Below are 23,302 nucleotides of genomic sequence, written 5' to 3'. Positions count from 1 at the left end.
CGCCGGCAGGTTCCCTGGGAGGGGGCTTGCCGGCGGCTTTTTGTTTTGCGGGAACGCTCGTATTGACCGCCATCCAGCCTCTGCATTATTCTTGTTCAACTTAAAGGAACATCGGTTCCGTTTTTTGGAACAAGCATGAGTATTCTCGATGGCGTCCAGCGCGTGCTGGGGCTGTACGCGGAAGGCGCGTCGGAGCTGAGCTTCACCGAAGTGGCGGCTCGCCTGTCCATGCCCAAGAGCAGCGCGTCGCGCCTGCTCAATCAGATGCAGCATTACGGCCTGCTCGACCAGGACGCCGCCACGCGCCGCTACCGCGCCGGGACCATGCTGGCCCAGGCCGTGCGCGCCGGCATGGCGGCCACGCCGCTGGACGACGCCTGCCGCGCCGTGTTGACCCGGCTGTCCGACGACAGCGGCTTGACCGCCTATCTCTCTACCCTGAACCAGCGCGAAACCGTGGTGCTGCAACGCCTGAACGGCTCGCACCCGGTGCAGGTGCTGTCGCCGCCCGGCTCGCGCCGCGCCGCTTCGGGTACCGCCATGGGCCGGGCGCTGTTGTCGCGTTTAAGTGAAACGGAGTTCCAGGCGCTGTACGGCGCCAACGCCGATCAGCCGCTGCCCACCGAAGGCCGCGACTGCCCCGCCACGGTCGGCGATCTGGCGCGCCTGGTGGCGCAGACCCGCGCGGACCATTGCGGCGTGGCCATCGACCAGGCCATGCCGGGCATAGGCGCGGTGGCCGCCGCCGTGCGCGACCCCGCCACCGGCGAACTGCGCGGCCTGTGCCTGTCCTTCGTTTCCTTCCAGGCCGATGCCGACCGCGTCGCGCGCTTGCGCGAGTCCGTGCTGCGGCAGGTCGGGGCGCTGGGGCGCGAACTGAACGATCCCTATTGGCTGGCCTGAACGCTTGCAGGCTCACAAATACAGATGCGTCCGCGCCGCCGGACACCCAGAAAATCCCTTACGGAAATCCTCCACATGAACCTACTGCTCCTCAGCAACTCCAGCAGCGATGCCGGCTATCTGGTCCACGCGCTGCCCGACATCCGCGAACTGATCGCATCGCTGCCGCAAGGCGCGCCGGCCGTCTTCGTGCCGTACGCCGGCGTCACGCGCGACTGGGACGACTACACCGCGCTGGTGGCGTCGGCGCTGGCGGATACCGGCCTGGACATCCAGGGGCTGCATCGCGCCGAGGATCCCGCGGCCGCGCTGGCAGGCGCCGCGGCCATCATCGTGGGCGGCGGCAACACCTTCAACCTGCTCGGCCAGCTGCGCCGCCTGGGCTTGCTTGACGTCGTGGCGCGCCGCGTGCGCGAGGGCGCGGCCTATCTGGGCTGGAGCGCCGGCTCCAACCTGAGCTGCCCCAGCATCTGCACCACCAACGACATGCCCATCACCGACCCGCAAGGCTTCGACGCCCTGGGCTTGCTGTCGTTCCAGATCAACCCGCACTACACCAACGCGCATCCGCCCGGACATCGCGGCGAAACCCGCGCCCAGCGCCTGGCCGAATTCTGCACGCTGAACCCGCAGATGCCGGTCCTTGGCCTGCCGGAAGGTTCGGCCCTGCGCGTGCGCGGCGGCCAGATCGACCTGATCGGCCCGCACGATGCGCCGCTGTTCATCGGCCGCGAAGAGCCCCGCGTGTTCCGCCCCGGCCCCGTGGAGATCCCGGCATGAAGCACGTCATCGATACCATCGAACTGCTGTCCTCCGCCCACATCACCGGCGAGGCCGTGGCCGAGCAGCTGCGCGCGGCCGGCAACTGCGAGGTCGAGGTGACCCGGCTGGAGCGCGACGGCGCCGCCACCGAATTCCTGTCCATCGTGATTCCCGGCCTTGATGACGCCGCGCCGCAACTCGGCATCGTCGGCCGCCTGGGCGGCATCGGCGCGCGTCCCGCGGTCACCGGCCTGGTGTCCGACAGCGACGGCGCGGTGGTCGCCATCGCTGCGGCTTTCAAGCTGATGGCCATGGCCCGCCAGGGCGACGTCCTGCCGGGCACGGTGCGCATCCGCACCCACATCTGCCCGCGCGCCGGCACGCGGCCGCACCATCCGGTGCCGATGATGCGTTCGCCGTTCCCCATGCGCGAAATGATGTCGCATGAAGTCGACCCGCGCATGGACGCGATCCTGTCGGTCGACACCACGCGCGGCAACCGCCTGGTCAACCACCGTGGCGTGGCGCTGACGCCGGTCGCGCGCCAGGGCTATCTGCTGCGCATTCCCGAAACCATGCTGGACGTCATGGGCTGGGTCAGCGGCGAACTGCCGGTGACCCTGCCGCTGACCACGCAGGACATCACGCCCTACGAAAACGGCCTGTGGCACGTGAACTCGCTGATGCAGCCCACGATCGTTACCGGCGCGCCGGTGGTGGGCGTGGCGCTGACCGCGCAGACCACGGTGCCGGGCTGCGCCACGGGCGTCACCAACGCCGTGGACGCCGACGTCGCCATGCGCTTCTGCATCGAGATCGCCAAGCTCTACGGACAAGGCGCGATGAGCTTCGTCGACGAGACGGAATGGGCCGCCTTGCAGAGCCGCTACGGCTCGATGGCGCATCTGCAGACCGTGGGCCGCGAAGACGGGAGCGCGGCATGAGCCCGCAGCCGCGCCGCGTGGCGTTCTTCACCATCGGCCAGTCGCCGCGCAGCGACGTGGTGCCCGAGATGGCGCCGCTCTTGGGCGCGCAGGTGCGCATCGACGAGTTCGGCGCGCTGGACGGCCTGGATGCCGCGGGATTGGCCGCGCTGGCGCCCAAGCCGGGCGAGTACCGCTTCGCCACGCGCATGCGCGACGGCTCGCAGATCGAACTGGACGCGGCCGCCGCCGAGGCGCGGCTGGCTGAGGTCATGCGCCAGGCCGACGCCGCCGGCTACGACGTGCTGGTGCCGCTGTGCACCGGCACTGCGATCGCGCCGATGCGCACGCTGGTGGTGGAGCCGCAGCAGGTGGTGGACCACCTGGTCGCCGGCCTGGCCGAGCATTGCCGCAAGGTGGGGCTGGTAGTGCCGCTGGAGGCGCAGGTCGACGCCTTCCACATGATCGTGCCGCTGTCCTGCGAGACCGTGGTCGTGCATGCCTCCCCCTACGAAGCCGACGCGGCGCAGGCCGCGCGCAACTTCGAGCGGGCTGGCCGCGAACTCGCGTCCTGCGACCTGATCGTCATGCATTGCATGGGCTACGCCGAGCGCATGCGCCAGGCGGTGGCGCAAGCCTCGGGCCGGCCGGTGCTGCTGTCCAACCGCATGGTGGCGCAGACGCTGGCGCAAATATTGGAATAACGCCGCGGGTACCGTCCCGCAGCCTGGCCGCGCATCGGAACGCGCGGCGCGGCCGGGGCGGACGAGCGGCGAGAGGAGACGAAGCGGGCTTCGTCAATTAATCGTTGGGAGTGTTTTTCATGTTCAGCCGTACTCTGCATCGCGCCGCTGGCGCACTGTTCGCCGTCACCACCCTGACGGCCGCGCCGGCCTACGCCGCCGACGCCTGGAAACCCGCCAAGCCGGTGCGCCTCTTGGTGGGCTTCGCGCCCGGCGGTTCCGCCGACACCCTGGCGCGCCTCCTGGCCGAGCCGCTGTCGCAGCGCCTGGGCCAGCCCGTCGTGGTCGAAAACCTGGCCGGCGCCGGCGGCAACATCATGGCCTACCGTCTGGCGCAGTCGCCGGCCGACGGCTACACCATCGGCATTGCCGCCGCCGGTTCCATGGCCATTACCCATGTCCTGAACCCCAAGGGCACCAACTACAAGCCGGCGGATTTCACGCCCATCACGCTGGCCGCGGTGCAGCCCAACGTGGTCATCGTCAACAAGGACGTGCCGGCCAACAACCTGGCCGAACTGAAGGAGTATTTCCAGAAGACGCCGACCGCCACCTACGGCACCGCCGGCGTGGGCATTTCCAACCACCTGATCGCCGAGACCATGCTGTACAAGCTGGGCGTGAAGGTGCCGCACGCCGCCTATCGCGGCGCCGCGCCCGTCATCACCGATCTGCTGGGCGGCCATATCGCCATGACGATGGACAACATCTCCACCGCCGCGCCGCTGGCCTCGCAAGGCAAGGTCAAGGCCATCGCCGTGGCTTCGATCAAGCGCGCGCCGCAGTTGCCCAACGTGCCGACGCTGGATGAGCAGGGCCTGAAGGGCTTCGACATGCCGACCTGGCAAGGCGTGTTCGCGCCCGCCGGCCTGCCCGCCGACGTGCTGGCCGCCTACTACGCGGCCATGCAGGACGTGCTGAAGCAGCCCGCGCTGGTCGAGAAGATGGCCGGCCTGGGTTCCGAGCCGGTCACGGGCATGACGCCTGAACAGTTCAGCCAGTTCCTGGAGAAGGACCGCCAGCAATGGGCCGACATCGTCAAGGCGGCCAACATCAGCCTGGAGCAGTAAGCCGGGTTACCCCCCAAAACCCTCCGGTAACACGGAGGGTTTTTTTATGTCCCAGGCTGCAGAGCTTGACTCTGAAGTTACTTCAGGCTTTTTCATGAGGCCTGGCAATACGCCGGAACGGCGATTCGGAGTCTCAAATGGGCATACTGAAGCATCTGCTGGGCGGACAGGGCAGCCGCCATGGTTACGGCAACCGCCATGGCTACGATGGCCATCGGGGGGGCTCCCACGGCAATCCGCCGCAAGGCGCTTCCTCGCACGCAGCAGGCGTGGCCTGCAATAATTGCGGCGCGGCGCAGCCTGCGGGCAGCCGGTATTGTTCGCAATGCGGCGCCTCGCTCGCGGCGGCTGCATGTCCCCAGTGCCGTGCCGCTCTTGCCCCGGGAGCGAGTTTCTGCGGACAGTGCGGCACAGCAGTCGCGCGCACGGTTCAGCCTTGATTTCCTTCCACGACCAGGACAGCCATGAGCGACAGCCATCAGCACGGTGACGTGCGCGCCTTGCCCGAATCCCGCCTCTGGATCGCCTTCGCCCTGACGGGCACGTTCATGCTGGTGGAGGTGGCCGGCGGGATGATCACAGGCAGCCTGGCATTGATTTCCGATGCCATGCACATGCTGACCGACGCGATGGCCCTGCTGTTGGCGCTGGTGGCGATACGCGCCGGCCGCAAGGCGGCGGACCTGATGCGTACCTACGGCTACGCCCGTTTCGAGATCCTGGCGGCGGCGGTCAATGCGCTGGTGCTGCTGGGCGTGGCGTTCTACATCCTGTACGAAGCCTACCAGCGCTTGTCCGCGCCGCAGGACATCCAATCGCTCGGGATGCTGGCCGTCGCCGTGGTTGGCCTGATCGTCAACCTGATTTCGATGCGCCTGCTGGCAAGCGCGAAGGATGAGAGCCTCAACGTGAAAGGCGCCTACCTGGAGGTATGGGCCGACATGCTGGGCTCGGTCGGCGTGATCGTCGGCGCCGTGCTCATCTGGTTCACCGGCTGGCGCTGGGTGGATTCCGCGCTGGCGGTGGGCATAGGCTTCATGGTGTTCCCGCGCACGTGGGTGCTGCTGCGCGAATGCGTGAACATCCTGCTCGAAGGCGTGCCGCCGGGCATGAGCCTGCAGGCGGTGCGCGCGGCCATCGCCGGCACGGCAGGGGTGGCCTCCATCCACGACATCCATCTGTGGGCGGTGACGCAGAGCAATCCGATGCTCACGGGCCATGTGGTACTGGTGCCCGGGGCGGACGGCGAACAGGTGCGCTGCGCCATCGAAGCTCGCTTGCAGGAGGATTTTGACCTGCACCATACGACGCTGCAGATGGAGCGCGAGGATCGTTCGGCCGAGGAGCACATCCACTGAGCGCGTGTGGGTTCGCAGCAAGTTCGCGAGCAAAGAAAAACCCCTGTCCGGAGACAGGGGTTCATCAGCAGTCAGGCCAGGCCCTTGGGCCTGGCTTTTTTAGTTGGGTAGCCGGGCTGCGATTTCGGCGATCAGGCGCCGCGCCGCGTCCAGTTTGTCGCCGGCGGGCAGGGGATGGGTGCCTTGCTCGTCGAACAACACCAGTTCGGTGGTGTCCGCATCCATGACCTTGTGCGCCAGGTTGCCCACCAGCAGCGGAATGCCTTTGCGCGTGCGCTTGGCTTCGGCATGTTCGGCCAGCTTTTCGGTTTCGGCGGCGAAGCCCACGCACCAGGGGCCATTGGGCAGCTTGGCGACTTCGGCCAGGATGTCCGGATTGGGTTCGAATTCCATCACGGGCGCGCCGCCGCCTTCGCTGGTCTTCTTCAGCTTCTGGTTGCTGACGTTCTTCACGCGCCAGTCCGCCACCGCGGCCACGGCGATGAAGATGTCGGCGTCGGCCGCGCTGGCCATCACGGCGTCGTGCATCTGGCGCGCGGTGGTGACCGACAGCGCGGTGACGCCGCGCGGGACTTGCAAGAAGGTGGCGCCGGTGATCAGCGTGACGCGGGCGCCGGCCTCGCGTGCGGCGCGCGCCAGCGCGTAGCCGGTCTTGCCGGAAGAGCGATTGCTCAGCACGCGCACCGGGTCCACGGGTTCAGACGTGGGGCCGGCGGTCAGCAGCACGTGGCGGCCGGCCAGCAGCTTGGGCTGGAAGAAGGCGATCAGGTCGGTCAGCAGCTCATGCGCTTCCAGCATGCGGCCGTCGCCGGTTTCGCCGCAAGCTTGCTCGCCGGCGGAAGGGCCCAGCACGCTGATGCCGTCGGCGCGCAGTTGTTCGACGTTGCGCTGCGTGGCCGGGTTGGCCCACATCTCGCGGTTCATGGCGGGCGCGACCAGCAAGGGACAGGCGCGCGCCAGGCATAGCGTGGACAGCAGGTCGTCGGCCATGCCGTGCGCCAGCTTGGCCATGAAGTCGGCGCTGGCGGGCGCGATCAGCACCGCGTCCGCGCCGCGTGTCAGGTCGATGTGCGCCATGTTGTTGGGCACGCGGGCGTCCCATGCGTCCACGAACACCGGGCGGCCCGACAGGGCCTGCATGGTGACCGGGGTGATGAAGTGCGTGGCCGCCTCGGTCATTACCACGTCGACGGTGGCGCCTTGTTCGGTCATGCGCCGCACCAGTTCAGCGATTTTGTAGCAGGCGATGCCGCCGGTCAGGCCGAGGACGATGCGTTTGCGGGCGAGGTCGAGCATGAGGGAGGCGGCGGGTTCAGCGCCGTGTAAACGAGGAACGGACAGTGATTTTATTCTGCATTGCGGCATTGCGCCGTTCGCGATGCGTTCAGGGGGCATCAAGCAGCACAAAAACCGTGAGAAAGAGGGGGGGGGCGGGGCATGGCGGCGCCCCGGCCGGGCCGTTTTCAGGCCTGGGTCTTGGCCTTGCGGCCTCGCAGGAGCTCGTCCAGCACCAGCAGGATGGCGCCGCAGCTGATGCCCACGTCCGCCAGGTTGAAGGCGGGAAAGTAGGAGTCGTTCCAGTAGAACAACAGGAAGTCCACCACGTGGCCATAGACCACGCGGTCGATGACGTTGCCGATGGCGCCGCCCAGGATCAGGGTCAGCGCCAGGCTGAAGCGCGGCTGGCCGTGGGTGCGGCGCAGGATGATGGTGATGACCACCGCCGCCACGCAGCCCAGGCCGGTGAACAGCCAGCGCTGCCAGCCTTCCTCGGAAGCCAGGAAGCTGAACGCGGCGCCCCGGTTGTACATCAGCGTGAAGTCGAAGACCGGCAACACGTTGACACGCTCGCCATACTGGAACGAGGTGTTGAAGTAGACCTTGGTCAGCTGGTCCAGCACGATGATGAGCAATGCCAGCGCCAGCCAGCCGCCCACGCGCGCCGGCGCGGCGCGGGCGGGGGCGGTGGCGCCCGTCACTCCGGGTTCGGAGGGGCGGGCCATGCTCAAGCCTTGTCGCGGGCTTCGCCCGAGCCGAACAGATTGGACACGCAGCGGCCGCAGATCTCGGGGTGATCAGCGTCCTGGCCCACGTCCAGGCGCCAGTGCCAGCAGCGTTCGCACTTCTTGTGCGCCGACGGCGTGACCTCGATGCGGGTTTCGCCTTCGCCCGTGTGCACGGTGGCGCGCGAGACGATCAGCACGAAGCGCAGGTCGTCGCCCAGGCTGGCCAGCAGTTCCTGGTCGGCGCCGTTGGCGTACAGATCGACTTCGGCCTGCAGCGAGGAACCGATGTCGCCGGCCGTGCGCACTTCTTCCAGCTTGCGCTGGACTTCGGCGCGGATGGCGCGCAGGCGGGTCCACTTGGCCGACAAGGCGTCCGCGTCCGCGAACGGCGGCAGGGCGTGGTAGACCTCGGTGAAGATGGTGGTGCGGGCGGCGTCGGCCTGGTTCTTCAGGGCCGAGTTGACCAGTTCCTTCCAGGCTTCCTCGGCCGTGAAGGACAGGATCGGGGCCATCAGCTTGAGCAGCGTCTGCGTGATGTCCAGCAGGGCCGTCTGGGCCGAGCGGCGCGCGCGGCTGTCCACGGCCGAGGTGTACAGGCGGTCCTTCAGGATGTCCAGGTAGAACGCGCCCAGGTCTTCCGAGCAGAACGTCTGCAGGCGCGAGACGGCCGGGTGGAAGTCGTAGCGTTCGTAGTTGGCCTGCACTTCAGCCTGCATCTGCGCCGTCATGGCCAGCGCATAGCGGTCGATCTCGAAGAGTTCGCCATAGGGCACGGCCTGCGTCACGGCGTCGAAGTCGGCCAGGTTGGCCAGCAGGAAGCGCAGCGTGTTGCGGATGCGGCGGTAGCCTTCGACCACGCGCTTGAGGATCTCGTCCGAGATGGACAGTTCGCCCGAGTAGTCGGTGGAGGCCACCCACAGGCGCAGGATTTCCGCGCCCAGCGAGTCGGATACCTTTTGCGGGGCAATCACGTTGCCCACCGACTTGCTCATCTTGCGGCCCTGGCCGTCCACCACGAAGCCGTGCGTGAGCAGCGCCTTGTAGGGCGGCTGGCCGTAAAGCATGCAGCCGGTCAGGAGCGACGAATGGAACCAGCCGCGGTGCTGGTCCGAGCCTTCCAGGTACAGGTCGGCGGGCCAGGCGAGTTCAGCGCCGTGCGAACCGGCGAAGTCGCCGTCCTTGCCGCCCAGCACGGTGGCGTGGGTGCTGCCCGAGTCGAACCACACGTCGAGCGTGTCGCGATTCTTTTCATACTGGTCGGCTTCGTCGCCCAGCAGTTCGCGCGGATCCAGCGTCTGCCAGGCTTCGATGCCGCCTTGCTCGACGCGTTGCGCCACCTGTTCCAGCAATTCGGAGGTGCGCGGATGCAGCGCGCCGGTTTCCTTGTGCACGAAGAAGGCCATCGGCGTGCCCCACTGGCGCTGGCGCGACAGGGTCCAGTCCGGCCGGTTGGCGATCATGGCGTGCAGGCGGGCGCGGCCCCAGGCCGGATAGAAGGCCGTGGCGTCGATGCCGGCCAGCGCCGATTCGCGCAGGGTCGGGCTACCGTCCTTGGGCGTCACGTCCATGCCGGCGAACCACTGGCTGGTGGCGCGGTAGATGATCGGGGTCTTGTGGCGCCAGCAGTGCATGTAGCTGTGCTTGTGCTTCTCCACGTGCATCAGCGCGCCGGCTTCCTGCAGCGCTTCGACGATCTTGGGGTTGGCGTCCCAGATGGACAGGCCGCCGAACAGCGCCAGGCTGTCCACGTACTTGCCGTCGCCCATGACCGGGCTGATGAAGTCGGTGTCCTTCATGCCGTGCTCCTTGCACGACACGAAGTCCTCGATGCCGTAGGCCGGCGCCGAGTGCACCACGCCGGTGCCGGAGTCGGCCGTCACGTAGTCGCCCAGATAGGCGGGCGACTTGCGGTCGTAGGCGGCATTGAACTGCGCCAGCGGATGGCGGAACTCGATGCCCGACAGCGCCGCGCCCGGAGCGGTGGCGATGACTTCGCCTTCCAGGTTCCAGGCCTTCAGGCAGGCCTCGACGCGCTCTTTGGCGATCAGCAGCAGGGGGCCGAACTTGGGCACGGGCGACACGCGCACCAGCGCGTATTCGATCTCGGGATGCAGGTTCAGCGCCTGGTTGGACGGAATGGTCCAGGGCGTGGTGGTCCAGATGACGATGGCGCCATCGTCGACCGATTCCAGGCCGAAGGCGCTGGCCAGCTTGGCGTGTTCGGCGAACGGGAAGGCCACGTCCACCGCCGGGTCGACGCGGTCGGCGTATTCGACCTCGGCTTCGGCCAGGGCCGAGCCGCAGTCGAAGCACCAGTTCACGGGCTTCAGGCCGCGGAACACGTAGCCCTTGTCCAGGATGCGGCCCAGTGCGCGGATTTCGTCGGCTTCATTGCTGAAGTTCATCGTCATGTAGGGACGATCCCACTCGCCCAGCACGCCCAGGCGCTTGAAGTCCTTGCGCTGGCGGTCGATTTGTTCGAGCGCGTAGGCGCGGGCCTTGGACTGCACTTCGGCCACGGGCAGGTGCTTGCCGTATTTCTTTTCGATCTGGATTTCGATCGGCATGCCGTGACAGTCCCAGCCCGGCACATAGTGCGCGTCATAGCCGGCCATGTTGCGGCTCTTGACGATGATGTCCTTCAGGATCTTGTTGACCGCGTGGCCGATGTGGATGTCGCCGTTGGCGTAGGGCGGGCCGTCGTGCAGCACGAAGCGCGGCCGGCCGCGGCTGGCGGCGCGGATTGCCTGGTAGACGTGGTTTTCCTCCCACTGCGAAATCCAGGCGGGCTCGCGCTTGGCGAGGTCGCCCCGCATGGGGAAGGAGGTATCGGGCAGGTTGAGGGTCTTTTTATAGTCCATGAACGGCAAAATAGGCGCGCGCGTTTCGCGCGTCTTCGGCGATGGCGGCAGTCAGGGAAGGGAGGTCAGGAAATTTTTCTTCGTCCCGCAGCTTTTGCAGGAATTCGACGCGTACGAGTTTACCGTAAGCGTCGATGGTCTCGTCGAGCAGGTGTGACTCCAGCAGCACGCGGCCGCGGTCTTCGACGGTGGGGCGCACGCCCAGGCTGGCGACCGCCGGCAGCGGACGGTCGGCCAGGCCATAGACTTGCACCACGTAGATGCCGGAGCGCGCGGCGCAGCGCTCCGCCACCCGCAGGTTCATGGTGGGGAAGCCTAGCGTGCGGCCCAGCTTCTGGCCGTGGATCACGTGGCCGCTGATGTGGTACGGGTGGCCCAGCAGGTGGCGGGCGCGTTCCAGATCGCCCACCGCCAGCGCGGTGCGCACTTCGGAACTGGAGATCCGGTGGCCTTGCTGGTCGGTCACGTCCGCCAGCGTCTGCACTTCGAAGCCATGGCGCAGGCCGGCCTCGCGCAGCAGGTCGATGTCGCCGCTGCGCTTGTGGCCGAAGCGGAAATCCTCGCCCACCAGCAGCCATTTGGCGTGCAGGCCCTGGACCAGCAGTTGTTCGATGAAGGCGTTGGCCGACATTTCAGCCAGGCGGGCGTTGAAGCGTTCCACCACGACCTGGGAGATGCCGTAGCGCGCCAGCGCGGCCAGCTTGTCGCGCAAACCCGAAATGCGGGTGGGCGCCAGTTCCGGGCGTTGATTCAGGGTGGCGAAATACTCCCGCGGATGCGGCTCGAAGGTCATCACGGCGGGCGTCAGGTTGCGGTCGCGCGCGACCTGGCAGACGCGCGCCAGCATGGCCTGGTGTCCGCGGTGGACGCCGTCGAAGTTGCCGATCGTCAGCGCGCAAGGGGCGCGCCGGTCGGGCGGGGGCAGGGATCGGTAGATGCGCAGCGATGGTTTCACGAGCGAGAGTTTACAATTTTGGATTCCGGGTTTGTTCCTGTTTCCTCCTGATGCGCGTCCAGGCTGCTGCCGCACGCGGGATTTCGGAGGGCGGACGGGCCCGATTTCCCTTGGAATTCCTTATCTTGCCGGAAATATCTACCACCAAGCGCCGCATCGTCATCCTGATCTCGGGACGCGGCAGCAATATGCAGGCATTGGCCGAAGCCTGCCGCACTGAGGGCTGGCCAGCCGAAGTCGCCGCCGTCATCGCCAGCAAGCCCGACGCCGCGGGCCTGGAATGGGCGGCCCACGAGGGCATCCCCACCGGCGCGCTGTACCACAAGGACTACGCCAGCCGCGAAGCCTTCGACGCCGCGCTGGCCGCCGAAATTGACCGCTACGAACCCGATTACGTCATCCTGGCGGGCTTTATGCGCGTGCTGACCCCGGGCTTCGTCAACCACTATGCCGGCCGGCTGGTGAACATCCATCCCTCGCTGCTGCCGGCTTTCCCGGGACTGCACACGCACGCCCAGGCGCTGGCTACCGGCGTGCGCGTGCATGGCTGCACCGTGCATTTCGTCACGCCGGTGCTGGACCATGGCCCCATCATCGCCCAGGGCTGCGTGCCGGTCCTGGCGGGCGATACGCCTGAAGCGCTGGCCGAGCGCGTGCTGGCGGTGGAGCACCGCGCTTTTCCGGCGGCGGTGCGCTGGCTGGCTGAAGGCCGGGTTACCCTGACCAGTGACCAGCGGGTGAACGTGCAAGGCGATCCCGACCGCCTGTTCGCCTGGTCGCCGGCCGCCTGAGCGGCCCCGAATCGCATTTTTCGGGCGGAAGCCCTCCGCCCCATTGGAATACACCATGAGCAAACCCCAATCTCCGCGTTCCCGTCCGGCAGGCGCCGCCAGGTCGACCTCCGAAGGCCGCGACGGTCGGTCCTTTTTCTCGCGTCCCAAGGGCGACGCACGCACGCCGGTCGCGCGCGACAGCGCCCGTGACGAGCGCTCCGGCGGCAGCCGCGACGAGCGCACCAGTGGTCGTCCGGCGCCGCGTCCTTCCTATGACGCCCCGCGCGGCGAAAACCGTGGCGGCGAGCGCGCCTCCTACGGTTCGGAGCGCCGCGAAGGCCGTCCGGGCCCGCGTCCGTCCTACGACGCTCCGCGCGGTGAAAACCGTGGCGGCGAGCGCGCCTCCTACGGTTCGGAGCGCCGCGAAGGCCGTCCGGGCCCGCGTCCGTCCTACGACGCTCCGCGCGGCGAAAACCGTGGCGGCGAGCGTGTCTCCTACGGTTCGGAGCGCCGCGAAGGCCGTCCGGGCCCGCGTCCGTCCTACGACGCTCCGCGCGGTGAAAACCGTGGCGGCGAGCGCGCCTCCTACGGTTCGGAGCGCCGCGAAGGCCGTCCGGGTCCGCGCCCGTCCTACGACGCTCCGCGTGGCGAAAACCGTGGCGGCGAGCGGGCCTCCTACGGTTCGGAACGCCGTGAAGGCCGCCCGGGTCCGCGTCCTTCCTATGACGCCCCGCGTGGCGAAGGCCGTGGCGGCGAACGCGCCTCCTACGGTTCGGAGCGCCGCGAAGGCCGTCCGGGTCCGCGCCTATCCTATGACGCTCCGCGCGGCGAAGGCCGCGGCGGCGATCGCGCGTCTTATGACTCGGACCGTCGCGAAGGCCGCCCGGGCCCGCGTCCGTCCTATGACGCCCCGCGCGGTGAAGGCCGTGGCGGCGAACGCGCGTCCTATGGTTCGGACCGTCGCGAAGGCCGCTCGGACTCGCGTCCGTCCTACGGCGCGCCGCGAGGCGATGATCGCGGTGGCGAGCGGGGCCAGTATGGCGGCCCGCGCGGCGGCGGCAGCGACGGCGGCCAGGACCGCCCGCCCAAGCCTCAGTTCAACCGTCCGCGCCAGTCGCATGCGGCCATCCGTATCGACCAGGTCCAGCGCGTCCTGGGCGAAATCCTACAGTGGACCTATCCGGCCGACGCGGCCCTGTCGCACTGGCTGCGCCATCACCCCAATCTGGGCGCGCGCGACCGTTCCGAAGTCGCCGAAGCCGTCTATGACGTGCTGCGCCATCTGCGCCGCTACCGCCAATTCGGCGAAAGCGGTGTCGGTCCGGCCTCGCGCCGCCTGGCCATCCTGGGCCTGGCCGCGACGCTGGGCGCCGAGGCCCTGACCGAAGGCATGGACGCCGCTGAAGCCGAATGGTTGCAACGCGTGTCGCAGATCGATCTGGCGACGCTGCCGCGCGCCGTGCGCGGCAGCATTCCTGACTGGCTGGACGAGCGCCTGGGCGCCATGGACAGCCCCGAAACCCTGATCGAGGCGCTCAACCGCCAGGCCAGCCTGGACTTGCGCGTCAACCCGTTGAAGGTCGAGCGCGACGCCATGCTGACGGAATTGCAGCAGGGCGCCGGCCGCTACGAACCGGTTGCGATGCCGTATTCGCCCTGGGGCATCCGCATGGAAGGCCGCCCGGCCATCAACCGCTGGCCGCAGTTCGAGAACGGCAGCATCGAAGTCCAGGACGAGGGCAGCCAGCTGTTGGCCCTGCTGGTGGCGCCGCGACGCGGCGAAATGATCATCGATTTCTGCGCCGGCGCGGGCGGCAAGACGCTGCTGCTGGGCGCGTTGATGCGCTCCACCGGCCGCCTGTACGCCTTCGACGTGTCGGCGGCCCGCCTGGCGCGCGCCAAGCCGCGCTTTGCGCGCAGCGGCCTGTCCAACGTGGTGCCCGTGGTCATCGACAGCGAAAACGATGCCCGCGTCAAGCGCCTGGCCGGCAAGGCCCAGCGCGTGCTGGTCGACGCCCCGTGCAGCGGCATCGGCACCCTGCGCCGCAATCCGGACCTGAAATGGCGCCAGCACCCCGAGGCGCTGGCTGAGTTGGGCCAGCTTCAGGAACGCATCCTCAACAGCGCGGCGCGCTGTGTGGCGCCGGGCGGCCGCCTGGTGTACGCCACCTGCAGCCTGCTGGCCGAGGAAAACGAGGTGCAGGCCGAACGCTTCCTGGCCAGCCACCCCGATTTCGAACGCCTGGACGCCGCCGAGATCCTGGCCGCCCGCTGCGAAACCCTGAAGCTGGACGGACCCTACGTGCAGTTGCGTCCCGACGTGCACGGCACCGACGGCTTCTTTGCCGCGGTGTTCGAACGCAGGAAGAAGGGCGCGGCAGCCGGGGCTGAGAACGCCGAGGCGGCGAACGCCGATGATGCCCCCGCCGAAACGCCGGCAGAGGCATCGGCGGAAACGCCGGCCGGGGAAACCGCGGCCGGCCCGCAGGATCAGCCGGCCTGAACGGGAGCGCCGGGTCAGGGACCCGGCGTCACCACCACCGTGGCGCTGTAGCGCCGCGTGCCTAGCGTCTTGTTCTGGTACTTCACTTCCCAGGCCAGGGTGTCATTGCCGGGCTGGTCTGCCTGGTAGACCACCTGCGACACCGGTACCGCCTGGTAGGCGCAGCGGCCGGAATCGCTGGACTGGCCGCGCGTCTGCATGATGTTGGCCTTGCCCAGGCGCGGCATCATGGTCAGCGATACCCGCGGCGCGCGTAGCGCCAGGCAGTCCGCGCCACGGATCTCATAGTACGAGGCCAGCACGGCGACGTCGCCCGACTTCACCGTCTGCGCGGGAACGGAGGCGGGCAGGGCGGCTCCCAGCGCGGCCAGGGTACAAAATAAATGGGGACGTATTTTTTTCAGCAACATCAGTTGGGCAAAAGAGACAGTTTGATCGGCAAAGCACCCGCAGTGTGCGCCAGCCGCAAGTCTGCTTCAAGACCGGACGCCCAGCTGACAGGAACTTTAACGGCGAAATCCAGCCCAAACCTTGCGCCTTCGCGTATGCCCCCCACGTTCCCTGGGGAGGACGGCCCTAGCGCCGCGTGCCGCAAGGCTCGGCCTCGCCATCTACATTTCTGGCGGCGAGAGTGGTTTTTTGCCCTGAAAAACCAGGGCTTAGTCCTTGATTTCGCTCAAAAACTATTTTGAAACTACCTTGTCATAAGTCGGTCAAGGTAAGCTAAACTCCAGGCACTTCTCTAGCGAGGCTCCTAACAGCTTTATGGATTACATCCTTTCCTTCATTGCCGGCGGTCTGACCCAAGCTACCTGGTGGCAGGTCATCGTGTTCACTCTGGTTGTGACGCACATCACGATTGTGTCGGTCACGGTCTTCCTCCATCGCAGCCAAGCGCACCGTGGTCTGGATCTGCATCCGGCCGTCATGCACTTCTTCCGCTTCTGGCTCTGGATGACGACCGGCATGGTCACCAAGGAATGGGTGGCCATTCACCGCAAGCACCACGCCAAGTGCGAAAAGGAAGGCGATCCCCATTCGCCCATTCTGTTCGGCATCTGGAAGGTGCTGTTCCGCGGCGCGGAACTGTACCGCGAAGAATCCAACAACAAGGAAACCATGGCCAAGTTCGGCCACGGCACGCCTGACGACTGGCTCGAGCGCAACGTCTACAGCAAGCACAGCCTGTGGGGCGTGCTGACCATGCTCGCCATCGACGTCGCCCTGTTCGGCGCCATGGGCGTCACGGTGTGGGCCGTGCAGATGGCCTGGATTCCCTTCTGGGCCGCCGGCGTCGTCAACGGCATCGGCCACTACTGGGGCTACCGCAACTACAACAGCCCGGACACCAGCACCAACGTGTTCCCCTGGGGCATCGTGATCGGCGGCGAAGAGCTGCACAACAACCACCACGCCCATGGCACGTCGGCCAAGTTCTCGGCCAAGTGGTACGAATTCGATATCGGCTGGTGCTACATCAACATCCTGAAGTTCTTCGGGCTGGCCAAGATCAAGAAGGTTGCGCCCAAGCTCAAGCTGGACGACAGCAAGACCGGCATCGACCTGCGTACCCTGCAGGGCGTGATCACGCACCGCTACGAAGTCATGGCCCGCTATGCGGACGTGATCAAGAGCGCGGCCCGCGAAGAGCTGGCCAAGCTGAAGGATTCGCGCAACAAGGACAGCGCCGAGTGCGACTGGAGCAAGCTGCACAGCGTGCGCCGCGCCATCCATCGCAACGAGGACATCCTCCAGCCCGAACAGGTTGCCGCCGTGGACCAGGCCATCGCCAAGAACAAGTCGCTGGCCACGCTGGTGCAGATGCGCCGCGAACTCGGCCGCATCTGGGAAAGCTCCAGCGCCAGCAGCGAACAGCTTCTTCATGACCTGCAGGCCTGGTGCCAGCGCGCCCAGCAAAGCGGCATCGCCGGGCTCGAGCAATTCGCTCAACGTCTGCGCCGCTACGCGGCATGATGCTAGAGAAGCTCAACCCTGAACAACGCGCCGCAGTAACGTTAGAACCGCAGCACGCCCTGGTCCTGGCCGGGGCGGGCAGCGGCAAGACCCGGGTGCTCACCACCCGCATGGCCTGGCTGATTCAAACCGGCCAGGCCTCGCCTTTTGGGCTTCTGGCGGTCACGTTCACCAATAAGGCGGCGCGCGAGATGCTCGCGCGCATGTCGGCCATCCTGCCGATCGATACGCGCGGCCTGTGGATCGGTACCTTCCACGGCCTGTGCAACCGCATGCTGCGCGCGCATCACCGCGATGCCGGCTTGCCGCAGAGCTTCCAGATCCTGGACGTCACCGACCAGCTCGCGGCGATCAAGCGGCTGATGAAGGCCAACGGCGTCGACGATGAAAAGTATCCTCCCCGGGATGTGCAGCGCTTCATCAACGGTTCCAAGGAAGAGGGCCTGCGTCCGGCCGACGTCGAAGCCTACGACGCTCATCGCCGCCGCCTGATCGAGATCTACCAGCTCTACGAGGCCCAGTGCCTGCGCGAGGGTGTGGTGGACTTCGCCGAGTTGCTGCTGCGCGCCTACGAACTGCTGTCGCGCAACGCGCCCGTGCGCGAGCACTACCAGCGCCGCTTCCGCCACATCCTGGTCGACGAGTTCCAGGACACCAACACGCTGCAGTACAAGTGGTTGCGCCTGTTGGCCGGCGGCGGCGCCGCGATCTTCGCGGTGGGCGACGACGACCAGTCCATCTACGCGTTCCGCGGCGCCAACGTCGGCAACATGGCCGACTTCGAGCGCGATTACGCGCGCGGGACCGTTATCCGCCTGGAGCAGAACTACCGTTCCTTCGGCCACATCCTGGATTCGGCCAACGCGCTGATCGGCCACAACACCGGCCGGCTGGGCAAGAATCTCTGGACCGAGCAGGGCGAGGGCGAGCCGGTGCGCGTCATCGAGCAGCCGTCCGACGGCATGGAAGCGCAGTGGATCGTGGACGAGATCCGTTCCCTGATCCGCGAAGGCAGTCTGCGCCGCGAGATCGCGGTGCTCTACCGCAGCAACGCGCAGTCGCGCGTGCTGGAACACGCCATCTTTTCCGCCGGCATTCCCTACAAGGTGTATGGCGGCCTGCGCTTTTTCGAGCGCCAGGAAATCAAGCACGCGCTGGCCTACCTGCGCCTGATGGCCAACCCGCACGACGATACCTCCTGGATGCGGGTCGTCAACTTTCCCACGCGCGGCATCGGCGCGCGCACGCTGGAGCAATTGGGCGACGCCGCGCGCGCGCACGACACCAGCCTGTATGCGGCCGTGGCCCTGGTGCCCGGCAAGGGTGGTTCCAACCTGGCGCAGTTCGCGCAGCTGATCCATCGCCTGATCGAAGAGACGCGCGACCTGCCGCTACCGGAAATGGTCGAGCACATGCTCGAGGCCAGCGGCCTGAACGCGCACTACAAGGCCGAACGCGAAGGCGCGGAACGCCTGGAAAACTTGAACGAACTGATCACGGCCGCGGCCGTGTTCGCGTCCGAGGAAAACTACGACGGCATGCCCGCTGGCGTGGTACCCGAACAGGACACGGCCTCCACGCTCAACGCGGGCGTGGTGGACGCGCCCATTGTGGCGTCCGACGGCCTGACCCCGCTGGCGGCGTTCCTGTCGCATGCGGCGCTGGAAGCCGGCGACAATCAGGCCCAGCAGGGCCAGGACGCCGTGCAGCTCATGACCGTGCATGCGGCCAAGGGCCTGGAGTTCGACGCCGTGTTCATCACCGGCCTGGAAGAGGGCCTGTTCCCGCACGAGAACAGCGTCCTGGAAGCTTCCGGACTGGAGGAAGAACGCCGCCTCATGTACGTGGCCATCACGCGCGCGCGCCAGCGCCTGTACATCAGCCTGGCGCAAAGCCGGATGCTGCATGGCCAGACGCGCTATGCGATGCGTTCGCGCTTCCTGGACGAAATTCCCGAGCAGCACCTGAAGTGGCTGTCGCCCAAGGCCGGCCTGGCGCCGGTCGGCAGCACCGGGGCGGGCTGGGGTGGCGGCAATCGCGGCGACGCTTTCGGACGCAAGCCCACCAATACCATTGCGCCGCGTCAACCGCGTGGCGTCGCTACCGGTGTCACGGTGGGCGACAAGCAGTATCGTGTGGGTCAGGGCGTGCATCACGCGCGGTTCGGCGAGGGCACGATCGTGAGCCTGAGCGGAGCAGGGCAGGACGCCCAGGCTGAAATCCAGTTCCGCGACGTGGGCGCCAAGACCTTGGCGCTGGGCATCGCCAAACTCGACATTGTTCAGGGTTGACACACATGGCTGACAACGATACTTCCAAGGCCGAGTTGGCGTCGCTGCGCGCCGAGGTCGATGAAATCGACCAGCAGATCATGCTGCTGCTGGGTGTTCGGTTCCGCTGCACGGACATGATAGGCGAGCTCAAGCGCGACCTGGGCATGGACTTGGTCGATCCGCAGCGCGAGGAGCAGCAGGTCGAACGCATCCGCCGCCTGGCGCAGGAAGCGGGCGTGCCGCCCGCGCTTGCCGAAACCATACTGCGCGAAGTGATCGACACCGTGGTCGACCACCACACCCGCCTGCGCGAGCGTCCGTACTCGTAATGCCAGGCCGGCGGCGCCCGGGAGCCTGCATCTGCAAGCGCCCGGGCGCCGCCTTTCCCTTTCTCCCTACAAGACCCGCATGAACGCCAGCAAGGCGTCGATCTCGTCCGCGCTCAGATCCAGCGCCCGGATATGCTCTGACTTGCGCGGTGCATAAGGATCGGGCGGATCGGCGGGCGCCGGATCGCGGCCCATGCCGGCGTTGTACATCCGTAGCAGCCCCTTCAGGTCCGCGAACAAGCCGTTGTGCATCCACGGTCCGGCCCGCGACACATTGCGCAGGCTGGGCGTGCGGAACTGGCCCAGGTCGGCGGGATCGCGGGTCGCTTCGTAGCGGCCCAGATCCTGATTGCGGCGGCCATAGAACGACAGGCCGATGTTGTGGAACCGATGATCGGTCAGCATCGGGCCGCTGTGGCAATTCATGCATCGCGCCTGGGTGCGGAACAGATGCATGCCGATCAACTCGGTGTCATCCAGCGCCTCGGAACGGCCTTCCAGGAATTCGTCAAAGCGCGTCGGCTCCGGACGCAACGTGGCGACGTAGGCCGCCAACGCGCGCGCCAAGCGGTCCGCGTCCACCGGCCGTTGCGGTGCAGGGGCCGCGCCGAACGCCAGCAGGAACTGCGCCGGATATAGCTCGGTTTCAAGCAGGCGCGCCACGGCGCCGCCGGCGTCATGGTTCATTTCGCGAGGATCGTGGATGGGGCCCAGCACCTGCTCCTTCAGGCTGGCGGCGCGCCCGTCCCAGAACAGCCGCGGCGCAAATGGGGCCGCGTACAGCGGGGTTGAGCGTCGCCTGCCCATCAGCTTGTCTTCGCCCACGGCCAGCGCGAGCCCGTCCGTGAAGGCGCGCTGCGGCAGGTGACAGGAAGCACAGGACACCTGCCCCTTGCGTGACAGCGCGGTGTCGAAGAACAGCATTTGTCCCAGGGTCACGACGGCCGGACGCGCGACGTCGGCGGCCAACTCCTGCTGGCCGGCATTGGCGGCGGTCCAACTCAGGGGCGGGCTGGCGGCAGGGGGCACAGGGCCCCATTCGCGCCAGGCCACGCCGGGATCGATGGAAGGCGCGGGCCAGGACGCGGGCGACCCCGAGTAGTGGGGCCGCAGGCAAGCTGCGTTCCAGCCCGCCGGCCCGTGGCAGCCGGACGGGCCGGCAGCCGGCGTCTGGCTCGGGCTGCCGTCTCCGCGAGCCAAAGGCGCCGCCAGCGCCAGCGCGGCGCCCAGGATCAGAAGCGGTAACCGACTTGCAGCCATAGCTCCCGTCCCGTCTGAAAGGTACTGCGGTTGGTCTTGAGGTTCGGGTTGCTGGCCGTCACGGCGGGCCTGCGGTCCAGCACGTTCAGCACTTCGACCGTGAATTCCAGGCTGCGCGCGAAAGTGGGATTCCAGGCGAGCTTGGTGTCCCAGGTCCAATAGGAAGGAACCTCGCCTGATACGAATCGGTCCAGGTAGTCGGGCCGCGGGCCGACTCCCACATAGACGGTGGCGTCGCGCTTGCTACGCCAGTTCACCATGTTGCTCCAGGTCAGGCCGGCGCGCGGCCACGCGCCGATCAGGCCGAGCGTGGCGACTTGCGGCTGGTAGAAGGTGGACGGCGGCAGGTCGATGGCGCGCGTGCGCGAGCCGTTGTAGATCACGTATTCGTCGGGATCGCGCGCATCGCCGTTGTAGCCTTCGACCAGGTCCGCGTTGGTCTTGCGCTTCTGCCAGCTCCAGGACGCCTGCATGTTCCAGCGCGTTTCGCCCAGGCGCCAGGGTTCCAGCGTGCGCAGCGACAGGCTCACGCCATCGGTGGTGGACACGCCCTCGTTGGTGTAGCGGTAGCCGTCCTTGTCGTTGCCGGTCGAGGTCCACTGGTCGCGGCCGTTGCGGCGCACATAGCTCAGCACGCCTTCCATGCCCGCCATGCGATGGCGTAGCGAGACCGCCCATTCGTCGTCATAGGGCAAGCGCAGGCCCTTGTACTGGACGTAGTACTCCTTGCTGCCGTCCGCCACGGGCTGGCCGTTCTTGTCCAGCACCTGGCGTCGCAGGCGGCTACGTTCCTCTCTGAGCGCCGTCTCCAGCACGCCGGAGCCGTAGTACCGCGACCAGCCGGCGCTGAACAGCGTGTCGCCCGAACCGAACATGTCCCAGTCCAGCCGTGTGCGCGGCGACAGGTTGTTGTTGCCGAGGAAGGTCTCGCGGTCGTAGCGCAGGCCGGCGTCCAGGGCCAGCCGTTGCCATTCGACGCGGTCCGACAGGTACAGGCTGGCCATGTTGTAGTTCACGTCCACGGTGCCGGGCAGGTAGCGGACCTTGCTGAAATCCCGGTAGCTGCCGTCGCGGTTGTAGGCGCGCTGGTAGGAGTGGCTTTCCTGGAAGCGCTCAAAGTTCGCCTGTACTTGATTCAATTCGACGCCTGCGTACGGAATGTGCGTGAACACGCCCGTGCGGACCGGATCCAGGTCGACCCGGCCCTTCAGCGTCCAGGTGTCCTGGCGCGTCTGCTCCTTGCCGAAGCCGCCCGCCGTGTACAGCGGCAGCCGATAGGGGCGGAAGGTCACCAGCTCATCGCCTATGGATTCGCGGTTGCTGAGCGAGCGGTCCCAACCTGCCTGCAGCGCAAGTCGTCCGCCCTGGAAATAGTGGTCCACGTTTGCGGCTACGCCTCGCGCCGCATGGTTGTTGTCCCAGCGCGTGTGCCGGAACAGGTCGCTGGCCAGGGTTTCGCTGCGGTCGCTGTACTTCAGCGTCAGATCGGCGGTGGTGTCGGCGCTGGCGCGCACGCTGAACTTGCCCAGAAAGTTGTCGATGCGGTCGCTGTAGGCGTCCTGGCCCGGGGCCGGCTGTCCCTTGTCATCGACGCCCATGTTCCAGCGCGTGATGTCCGATTCGCGCCGCGACAGGGCCAGCACGGCGCCCGATTTTTCATTGAAGGCCAGGTCGCCCACGGCCGAATAGAAGCGCTTCTTCCATTCCGGCGAATAGCCCGGCTTGCCCTGCGCCCAACTGTTCTGCTCGCCTTCTGCCACTTCCTGCCGCGTCATCTTGGAGGTGTTCCAGCGGTAATCGAGGTTGAGCCGGTTTTCGCCGGAGAACCGGCGCAATCTCGCGTCCACGACGCCGCCCGTGAAGCGGCCGTACTCAACGGGCACGAAGCTGTCGTGCACGCGCACTTCCTCCAGCAGGCTCGTGTCGACGAAGTACGACTGCGGATTGCTGGGTACATTGCCGACCTGCAGGTTCAGGTTCTTGCTGGCGGGGTCCACGCGGTTGGTCGCGTCCATGCCGTCGAGCTGGAACAGGTTCTGGTAGGGGCTGGAGCCGTGGAAGGATATGTCCTCCACATTGAGCGAGCCGCGGTTCTGCGAGCCGGCGGCGCCTGGGTTGGTGCGTACCGCCGGATGCGTCGCCACCAGCGTGCTGAGGTCGCGGTTGGAACTGGGCGTCTCGGCGATGTCCTCGCGGGTATAGATGCGCTCGCCGACCTGTTCGCCGTAGACCCGCACGGCGTCCAGGCGCAGGGCGGAAAACTGGTTGGTCTTGTCCACGTAGACGATGTAGCGGCCCGGGCCATCCGCGCGCAGCGCCAGCCCGGAACCCGCCAGCAGGTGGTTCAGCGCGAGCAGCGGCGAATACTCACCCTGCAGCGGGGGCGAGGTCTTGCCCGCCACCGCCGCCGGCGGAAAGGAAATCTCCAGGCCGGCTTGCCGGCCCAGCGCCAGCAGCGCTTCGCCCAGCGGTTGCGCCGGCATGTCGTAGGCGGCGCGCGCGACGGGCTGGGCGGCGCTCGGCGTGACTGTAATCAAGGCGGCGATGAGCAGCGCCGCTGAAGCGCTGGACCGGCGGGCGCGCCGGTTGATGATGTGAAACTGCATGAA

The 23,302-nt window shown here is 67.4% G+C and carries 19 protein-coding genes; 12 read left to right on the top strand and 7 right to left on the bottom strand.

Going from position 1 to position 23,302, the window contains the following annotated elements:
- Window positions 1–135: 135 nt before the first annotated feature.
- The 7 genes from IPU70_RS02090 (at window position 136) to IPU70_RS02060 (ending at window position 5,759) form a co-directional block, all read left to right on the top strand.
- The gene (locus tag IPU70_RS02090; RefSeq protein WP_207464536.1) at window positions 136–903 is read left to right on the top strand and encodes an IclR family transcriptional regulator; all 768 of its coding nucleotides are present in this window, start codon (window positions 136–138) and stop codon (window positions 901–903) included.
- 75 nt (window positions 904–978) lie between these two features.
- Window positions 979–1,683, top strand: coding sequence for a dipeptidase PepE (pepE, locus tag IPU70_RS02085; RefSeq protein ID WP_207464534.1), 705 nt, complete (start codon window positions 979–981; stop codon window positions 1,681–1,683).
- Window positions 1,680–2,609 carry a DUF1177 domain-containing protein gene (locus IPU70_RS02080; protein ID WP_207464533.1) on the top strand — a complete coding sequence of 310 codons (930 nt, stop codon included), beginning with the start codon at window positions 1,680–1,682 and terminating at the stop codon, window positions 2,607–2,609. Before pepE ends, IPU70_RS02080 begins: the two co-directional genes overlap by 4 nt.
- On the top strand, window positions 2,606–3,292 hold the full coding sequence (locus IPU70_RS02075; RefSeq protein ID WP_207464532.1) for an AroM family protein: 687 nt from the start codon (window positions 2,606–2,608) through the stop codon (window positions 3,290–3,292). Before IPU70_RS02080 ends, IPU70_RS02075 begins: the two co-directional genes overlap by 4 nt.
- Window positions 3,293–3,411: 119 nt before the next feature.
- A complete protein-coding gene (locus IPU70_RS02070; RefSeq protein ID WP_207464531.1) occupies window positions 3,412–4,401 on the top strand; it encodes a tripartite tricarboxylate transporter substrate binding protein in 990 nt (329 codons plus the stop codon).
- 137 nt (window positions 4,402–4,538) lie between these two features.
- Window positions 4,539–4,841 carry a zinc ribbon domain-containing protein gene (locus IPU70_RS02065; RefSeq protein WP_207464530.1) on the top strand — a complete coding sequence of 101 codons (303 nt, stop codon included), beginning with the start codon at window positions 4,539–4,541 and terminating at the stop codon, window positions 4,839–4,841.
- Window positions 4,842–4,865: 24 nt separating this feature from the next.
- Window positions 4,866–5,759: a cation diffusion facilitator family transporter gene (locus IPU70_RS02060; RefSeq protein WP_207464529.1), complete on the top strand. Its 894-nt coding sequence runs from the start codon at window positions 4,866–4,868 to the stop codon at window positions 5,757–5,759.
- Between the two features lie 99 nt (window positions 5,760–5,858).
- On the opposite strand, the gene coaBC is transcribed toward IPU70_RS02060, so the two are convergent.
- From coaBC to IPU70_RS02040, 4 genes are all read right to left on the bottom strand, one after another.
- Entirely contained in the window at window positions 5,859–7,055 is a 1,197-nt protein-coding gene (gene coaBC, locus IPU70_RS02055; protein ID WP_207464528.1) for a bifunctional phosphopantothenoylcysteine decarboxylase/phosphopantothenate--cysteine ligase CoaBC, read from the bottom strand.
- A 167-nt stretch (window positions 7,056–7,222) separates the two neighbouring features.
- Window positions 7,223–7,762, bottom strand: a complete 540-nt coding sequence (gene lspA / locus IPU70_RS02050) for a signal peptidase II (RefSeq protein ID WP_207464526.1) — start codon at window positions 7,760–7,762, stop codon at window positions 7,223–7,225.
- 2 nt (window positions 7,763–7,764) lie between these two features.
- Window positions 7,765–10,626 (bottom strand): isoleucine--tRNA ligase, encoded by a 2,862-nt coding sequence (gene ileS / locus IPU70_RS02045; protein ID WP_207464525.1) that lies wholly within the window; start codon window positions 10,624–10,626, stop codon window positions 7,765–7,767.
- Window positions 10,616–11,581, bottom strand: a complete 966-nt coding sequence (locus IPU70_RS02040; protein WP_013394711.1) for a bifunctional riboflavin kinase/FAD synthetase — start codon at window positions 11,579–11,581, stop codon at window positions 10,616–10,618. The genes ileS and IPU70_RS02040 overlap by 11 nt, the downstream gene beginning before the upstream one ends.
- A gap of 134 nt (window positions 11,582–11,715) precedes the next feature.
- On the opposite strand from IPU70_RS02040, the gene purN reads away from it, so the two are divergent.
- Entirely contained in the window at window positions 11,716–12,372 is a 657-nt protein-coding gene (gene purN / locus IPU70_RS02035) for a phosphoribosylglycinamide formyltransferase (RefSeq protein ID WP_207464619.1), read from the top strand.
- A 1,114-nt stretch (window positions 12,373–13,486) separates the two neighbouring features.
- Window positions 13,487–14,857 carry an RsmB/NOP family class I SAM-dependent RNA methyltransferase gene (locus tag IPU70_RS33060; RefSeq protein WP_207464617.1) on the top strand — a complete coding sequence of 457 codons (1,371 nt, stop codon included), beginning with the start codon at window positions 13,487–13,489 and terminating at the stop codon, window positions 14,855–14,857.
- A 14-nt stretch (window positions 14,858–14,871) separates the two neighbouring features.
- Here IPU70_RS33060 and IPU70_RS02025 read toward each other — a convergent pair whose 3' ends face one another.
- Window positions 14,872–15,267 carry a hypothetical protein gene (locus tag IPU70_RS02025; RefSeq protein WP_207464524.1) on the bottom strand — a complete coding sequence of 132 codons (396 nt, stop codon included), beginning with the start codon at window positions 15,265–15,267 and terminating at the stop codon, window positions 14,872–14,874.
- Window positions 15,268–15,622: 355 nt separating this feature from the next.
- Between IPU70_RS02025 and IPU70_RS02020 the strand changes: the two genes are divergently transcribed.
- Genes IPU70_RS02020 through IPU70_RS02010 form a run of 3 tightly spaced genes read left to right on the top strand, consistent with a single transcriptional unit; the run spans window position 15,623 to window position 19,433 of the window.
- Complete coding sequence (locus IPU70_RS02020) at window positions 15,623–16,831, top strand: fatty acid desaturase (RefSeq protein ID WP_207464523.1); 1,209 nt, start codon at window positions 15,623–15,625, stop codon at window positions 16,829–16,831.
- Window positions 16,828–19,122, top strand: a complete 2,295-nt coding sequence (locus IPU70_RS02015) for a UvrD-helicase domain-containing protein (protein ID WP_207464522.1) — start codon at window positions 16,828–16,830, stop codon at window positions 19,120–19,122. Before IPU70_RS02020 ends, IPU70_RS02015 begins: the two co-directional genes overlap by 4 nt.
- Before the next feature lie 5 nt (window positions 19,123–19,127).
- Window positions 19,128–19,433: a chorismate mutase gene (locus IPU70_RS02010; protein WP_207464521.1), complete on the top strand. Its 306-nt coding sequence runs from the start codon at window positions 19,128–19,130 to the stop codon at window positions 19,431–19,433.
- Window positions 19,434–19,499: 66 nt separating this feature from the next.
- Here IPU70_RS02010 and IPU70_RS02005 read toward each other — a convergent pair whose 3' ends face one another.
- Window positions 19,500–20,693, bottom strand: coding sequence for a cytochrome-c peroxidase (locus IPU70_RS02005; RefSeq protein WP_207464520.1), 1,194 nt, complete (start codon window positions 20,691–20,693; stop codon window positions 19,500–19,502).
- Window positions 20,666–23,299 (bottom strand): TonB-dependent receptor, encoded by a 2,634-nt coding sequence (locus tag IPU70_RS02000; protein WP_207464518.1) that lies wholly within the window; start codon window positions 23,297–23,299, stop codon window positions 20,666–20,668. The genes IPU70_RS02005 and IPU70_RS02000 overlap by 28 nt, the downstream gene beginning before the upstream one ends.
- Window positions 23,300–23,302 lie beyond the last annotated feature (3 nt).

This window comes from Achromobacter sp. SD115, assembly GCF_017355315.1.
Lineage (GTDB): Bacteria > Pseudomonadota > Gammaproteobacteria > Burkholderiales > Burkholderiaceae_B > Achromobacter > Achromobacter xylosoxidans_B.
The sequence above is the reverse complement of the archived record's forward strand: the minus strand, read 5'-3'. Positions and strand labels throughout refer to the sequence as shown.

Bases quoted from the DNA above. Each gene is read 5' to 3' on its own strand.
- IPU70_RS02090 (WP_207464536.1), top strand. From the start codon at position 136: ATGAGTATTCTCGATGGCGTCCAGCGCGTGCTGGGGCTGTACGCGGAA.
- pepE (WP_207464534.1), top strand. From the start codon at position 979: ATGAACCTACTGCTCCTCAGCAACTCCAGCAGCGATGCCGGCTATCTG.
- IPU70_RS02080 (WP_207464533.1), top strand. From the start codon at position 1,680: ATGAAGCACGTCATCGATACCATCGAACTGCTGTCCTCCGCCCACATC.
- IPU70_RS02075 (WP_207464532.1), top strand. From the start codon at position 2,606: ATGAGCCCGCAGCCGCGCCGCGTGGCGTTCTTCACCATCGGCCAGTCG.
- IPU70_RS02070 (WP_207464531.1), top strand. From the start codon at position 3,412: ATGTTCAGCCGTACTCTGCATCGCGCCGCTGGCGCACTGTTCGCCGTC.
- IPU70_RS02065 (WP_207464530.1), top strand. From the start codon at position 4,539: ATGGGCATACTGAAGCATCTGCTGGGCGGACAGGGCAGCCGCCATGGT.
- IPU70_RS02060 (WP_207464529.1), top strand. From the start codon at position 4,866: ATGAGCGACAGCCATCAGCACGGTGACGTGCGCGCCTTGCCCGAATCC.
- coaBC (WP_207464528.1), bottom strand. From the start codon at position 7,055: ATGCTCGACCTCGCCCGCAAACGCATCGTCCTCGGCCTGACCGGCGGC.
- lspA (WP_207464526.1), bottom strand. From the start codon at position 7,762: ATGGCCCGCCCCTCCGAACCCGGAGTGACGGGCGCCACCGCCCCCGCC.
- ileS (WP_207464525.1), bottom strand. From the start codon at position 10,626: ATGGACTATAAAAAGACCCTCAACCTGCCCGATACCTCCTTCCCCATG.
- IPU70_RS02025 (WP_207464524.1), bottom strand. From the start codon at position 15,267: ATGTTGCTGAAAAAAATACGTCCCCATTTATTTTGTACCCTGGCCGCG.
- IPU70_RS02020 (WP_207464523.1), top strand. From the start codon at position 15,623: ATGGATTACATCCTTTCCTTCATTGCCGGCGGTCTGACCCAAGCTACC.
- IPU70_RS02015 (WP_207464522.1), top strand. From the start codon at position 16,828: ATGATGCTAGAGAAGCTCAACCCTGAACAACGCGCCGCAGTAACGTTA.
- IPU70_RS02010 (WP_207464521.1), top strand. From the start codon at position 19,128: ATGGCTGACAACGATACTTCCAAGGCCGAGTTGGCGTCGCTGCGCGCC.
- IPU70_RS02005 (WP_207464520.1), bottom strand. From the start codon at position 20,693: ATGGCTGCAAGTCGGTTACCGCTTCTGATCCTGGGCGCCGCGCTGGCG.
- IPU70_RS02000 (WP_207464518.1), bottom strand. From the start codon at position 23,299: ATGCAGTTTCACATCATCAACCGGCGCGCCCGCCGGTCCAGCGCTTCA.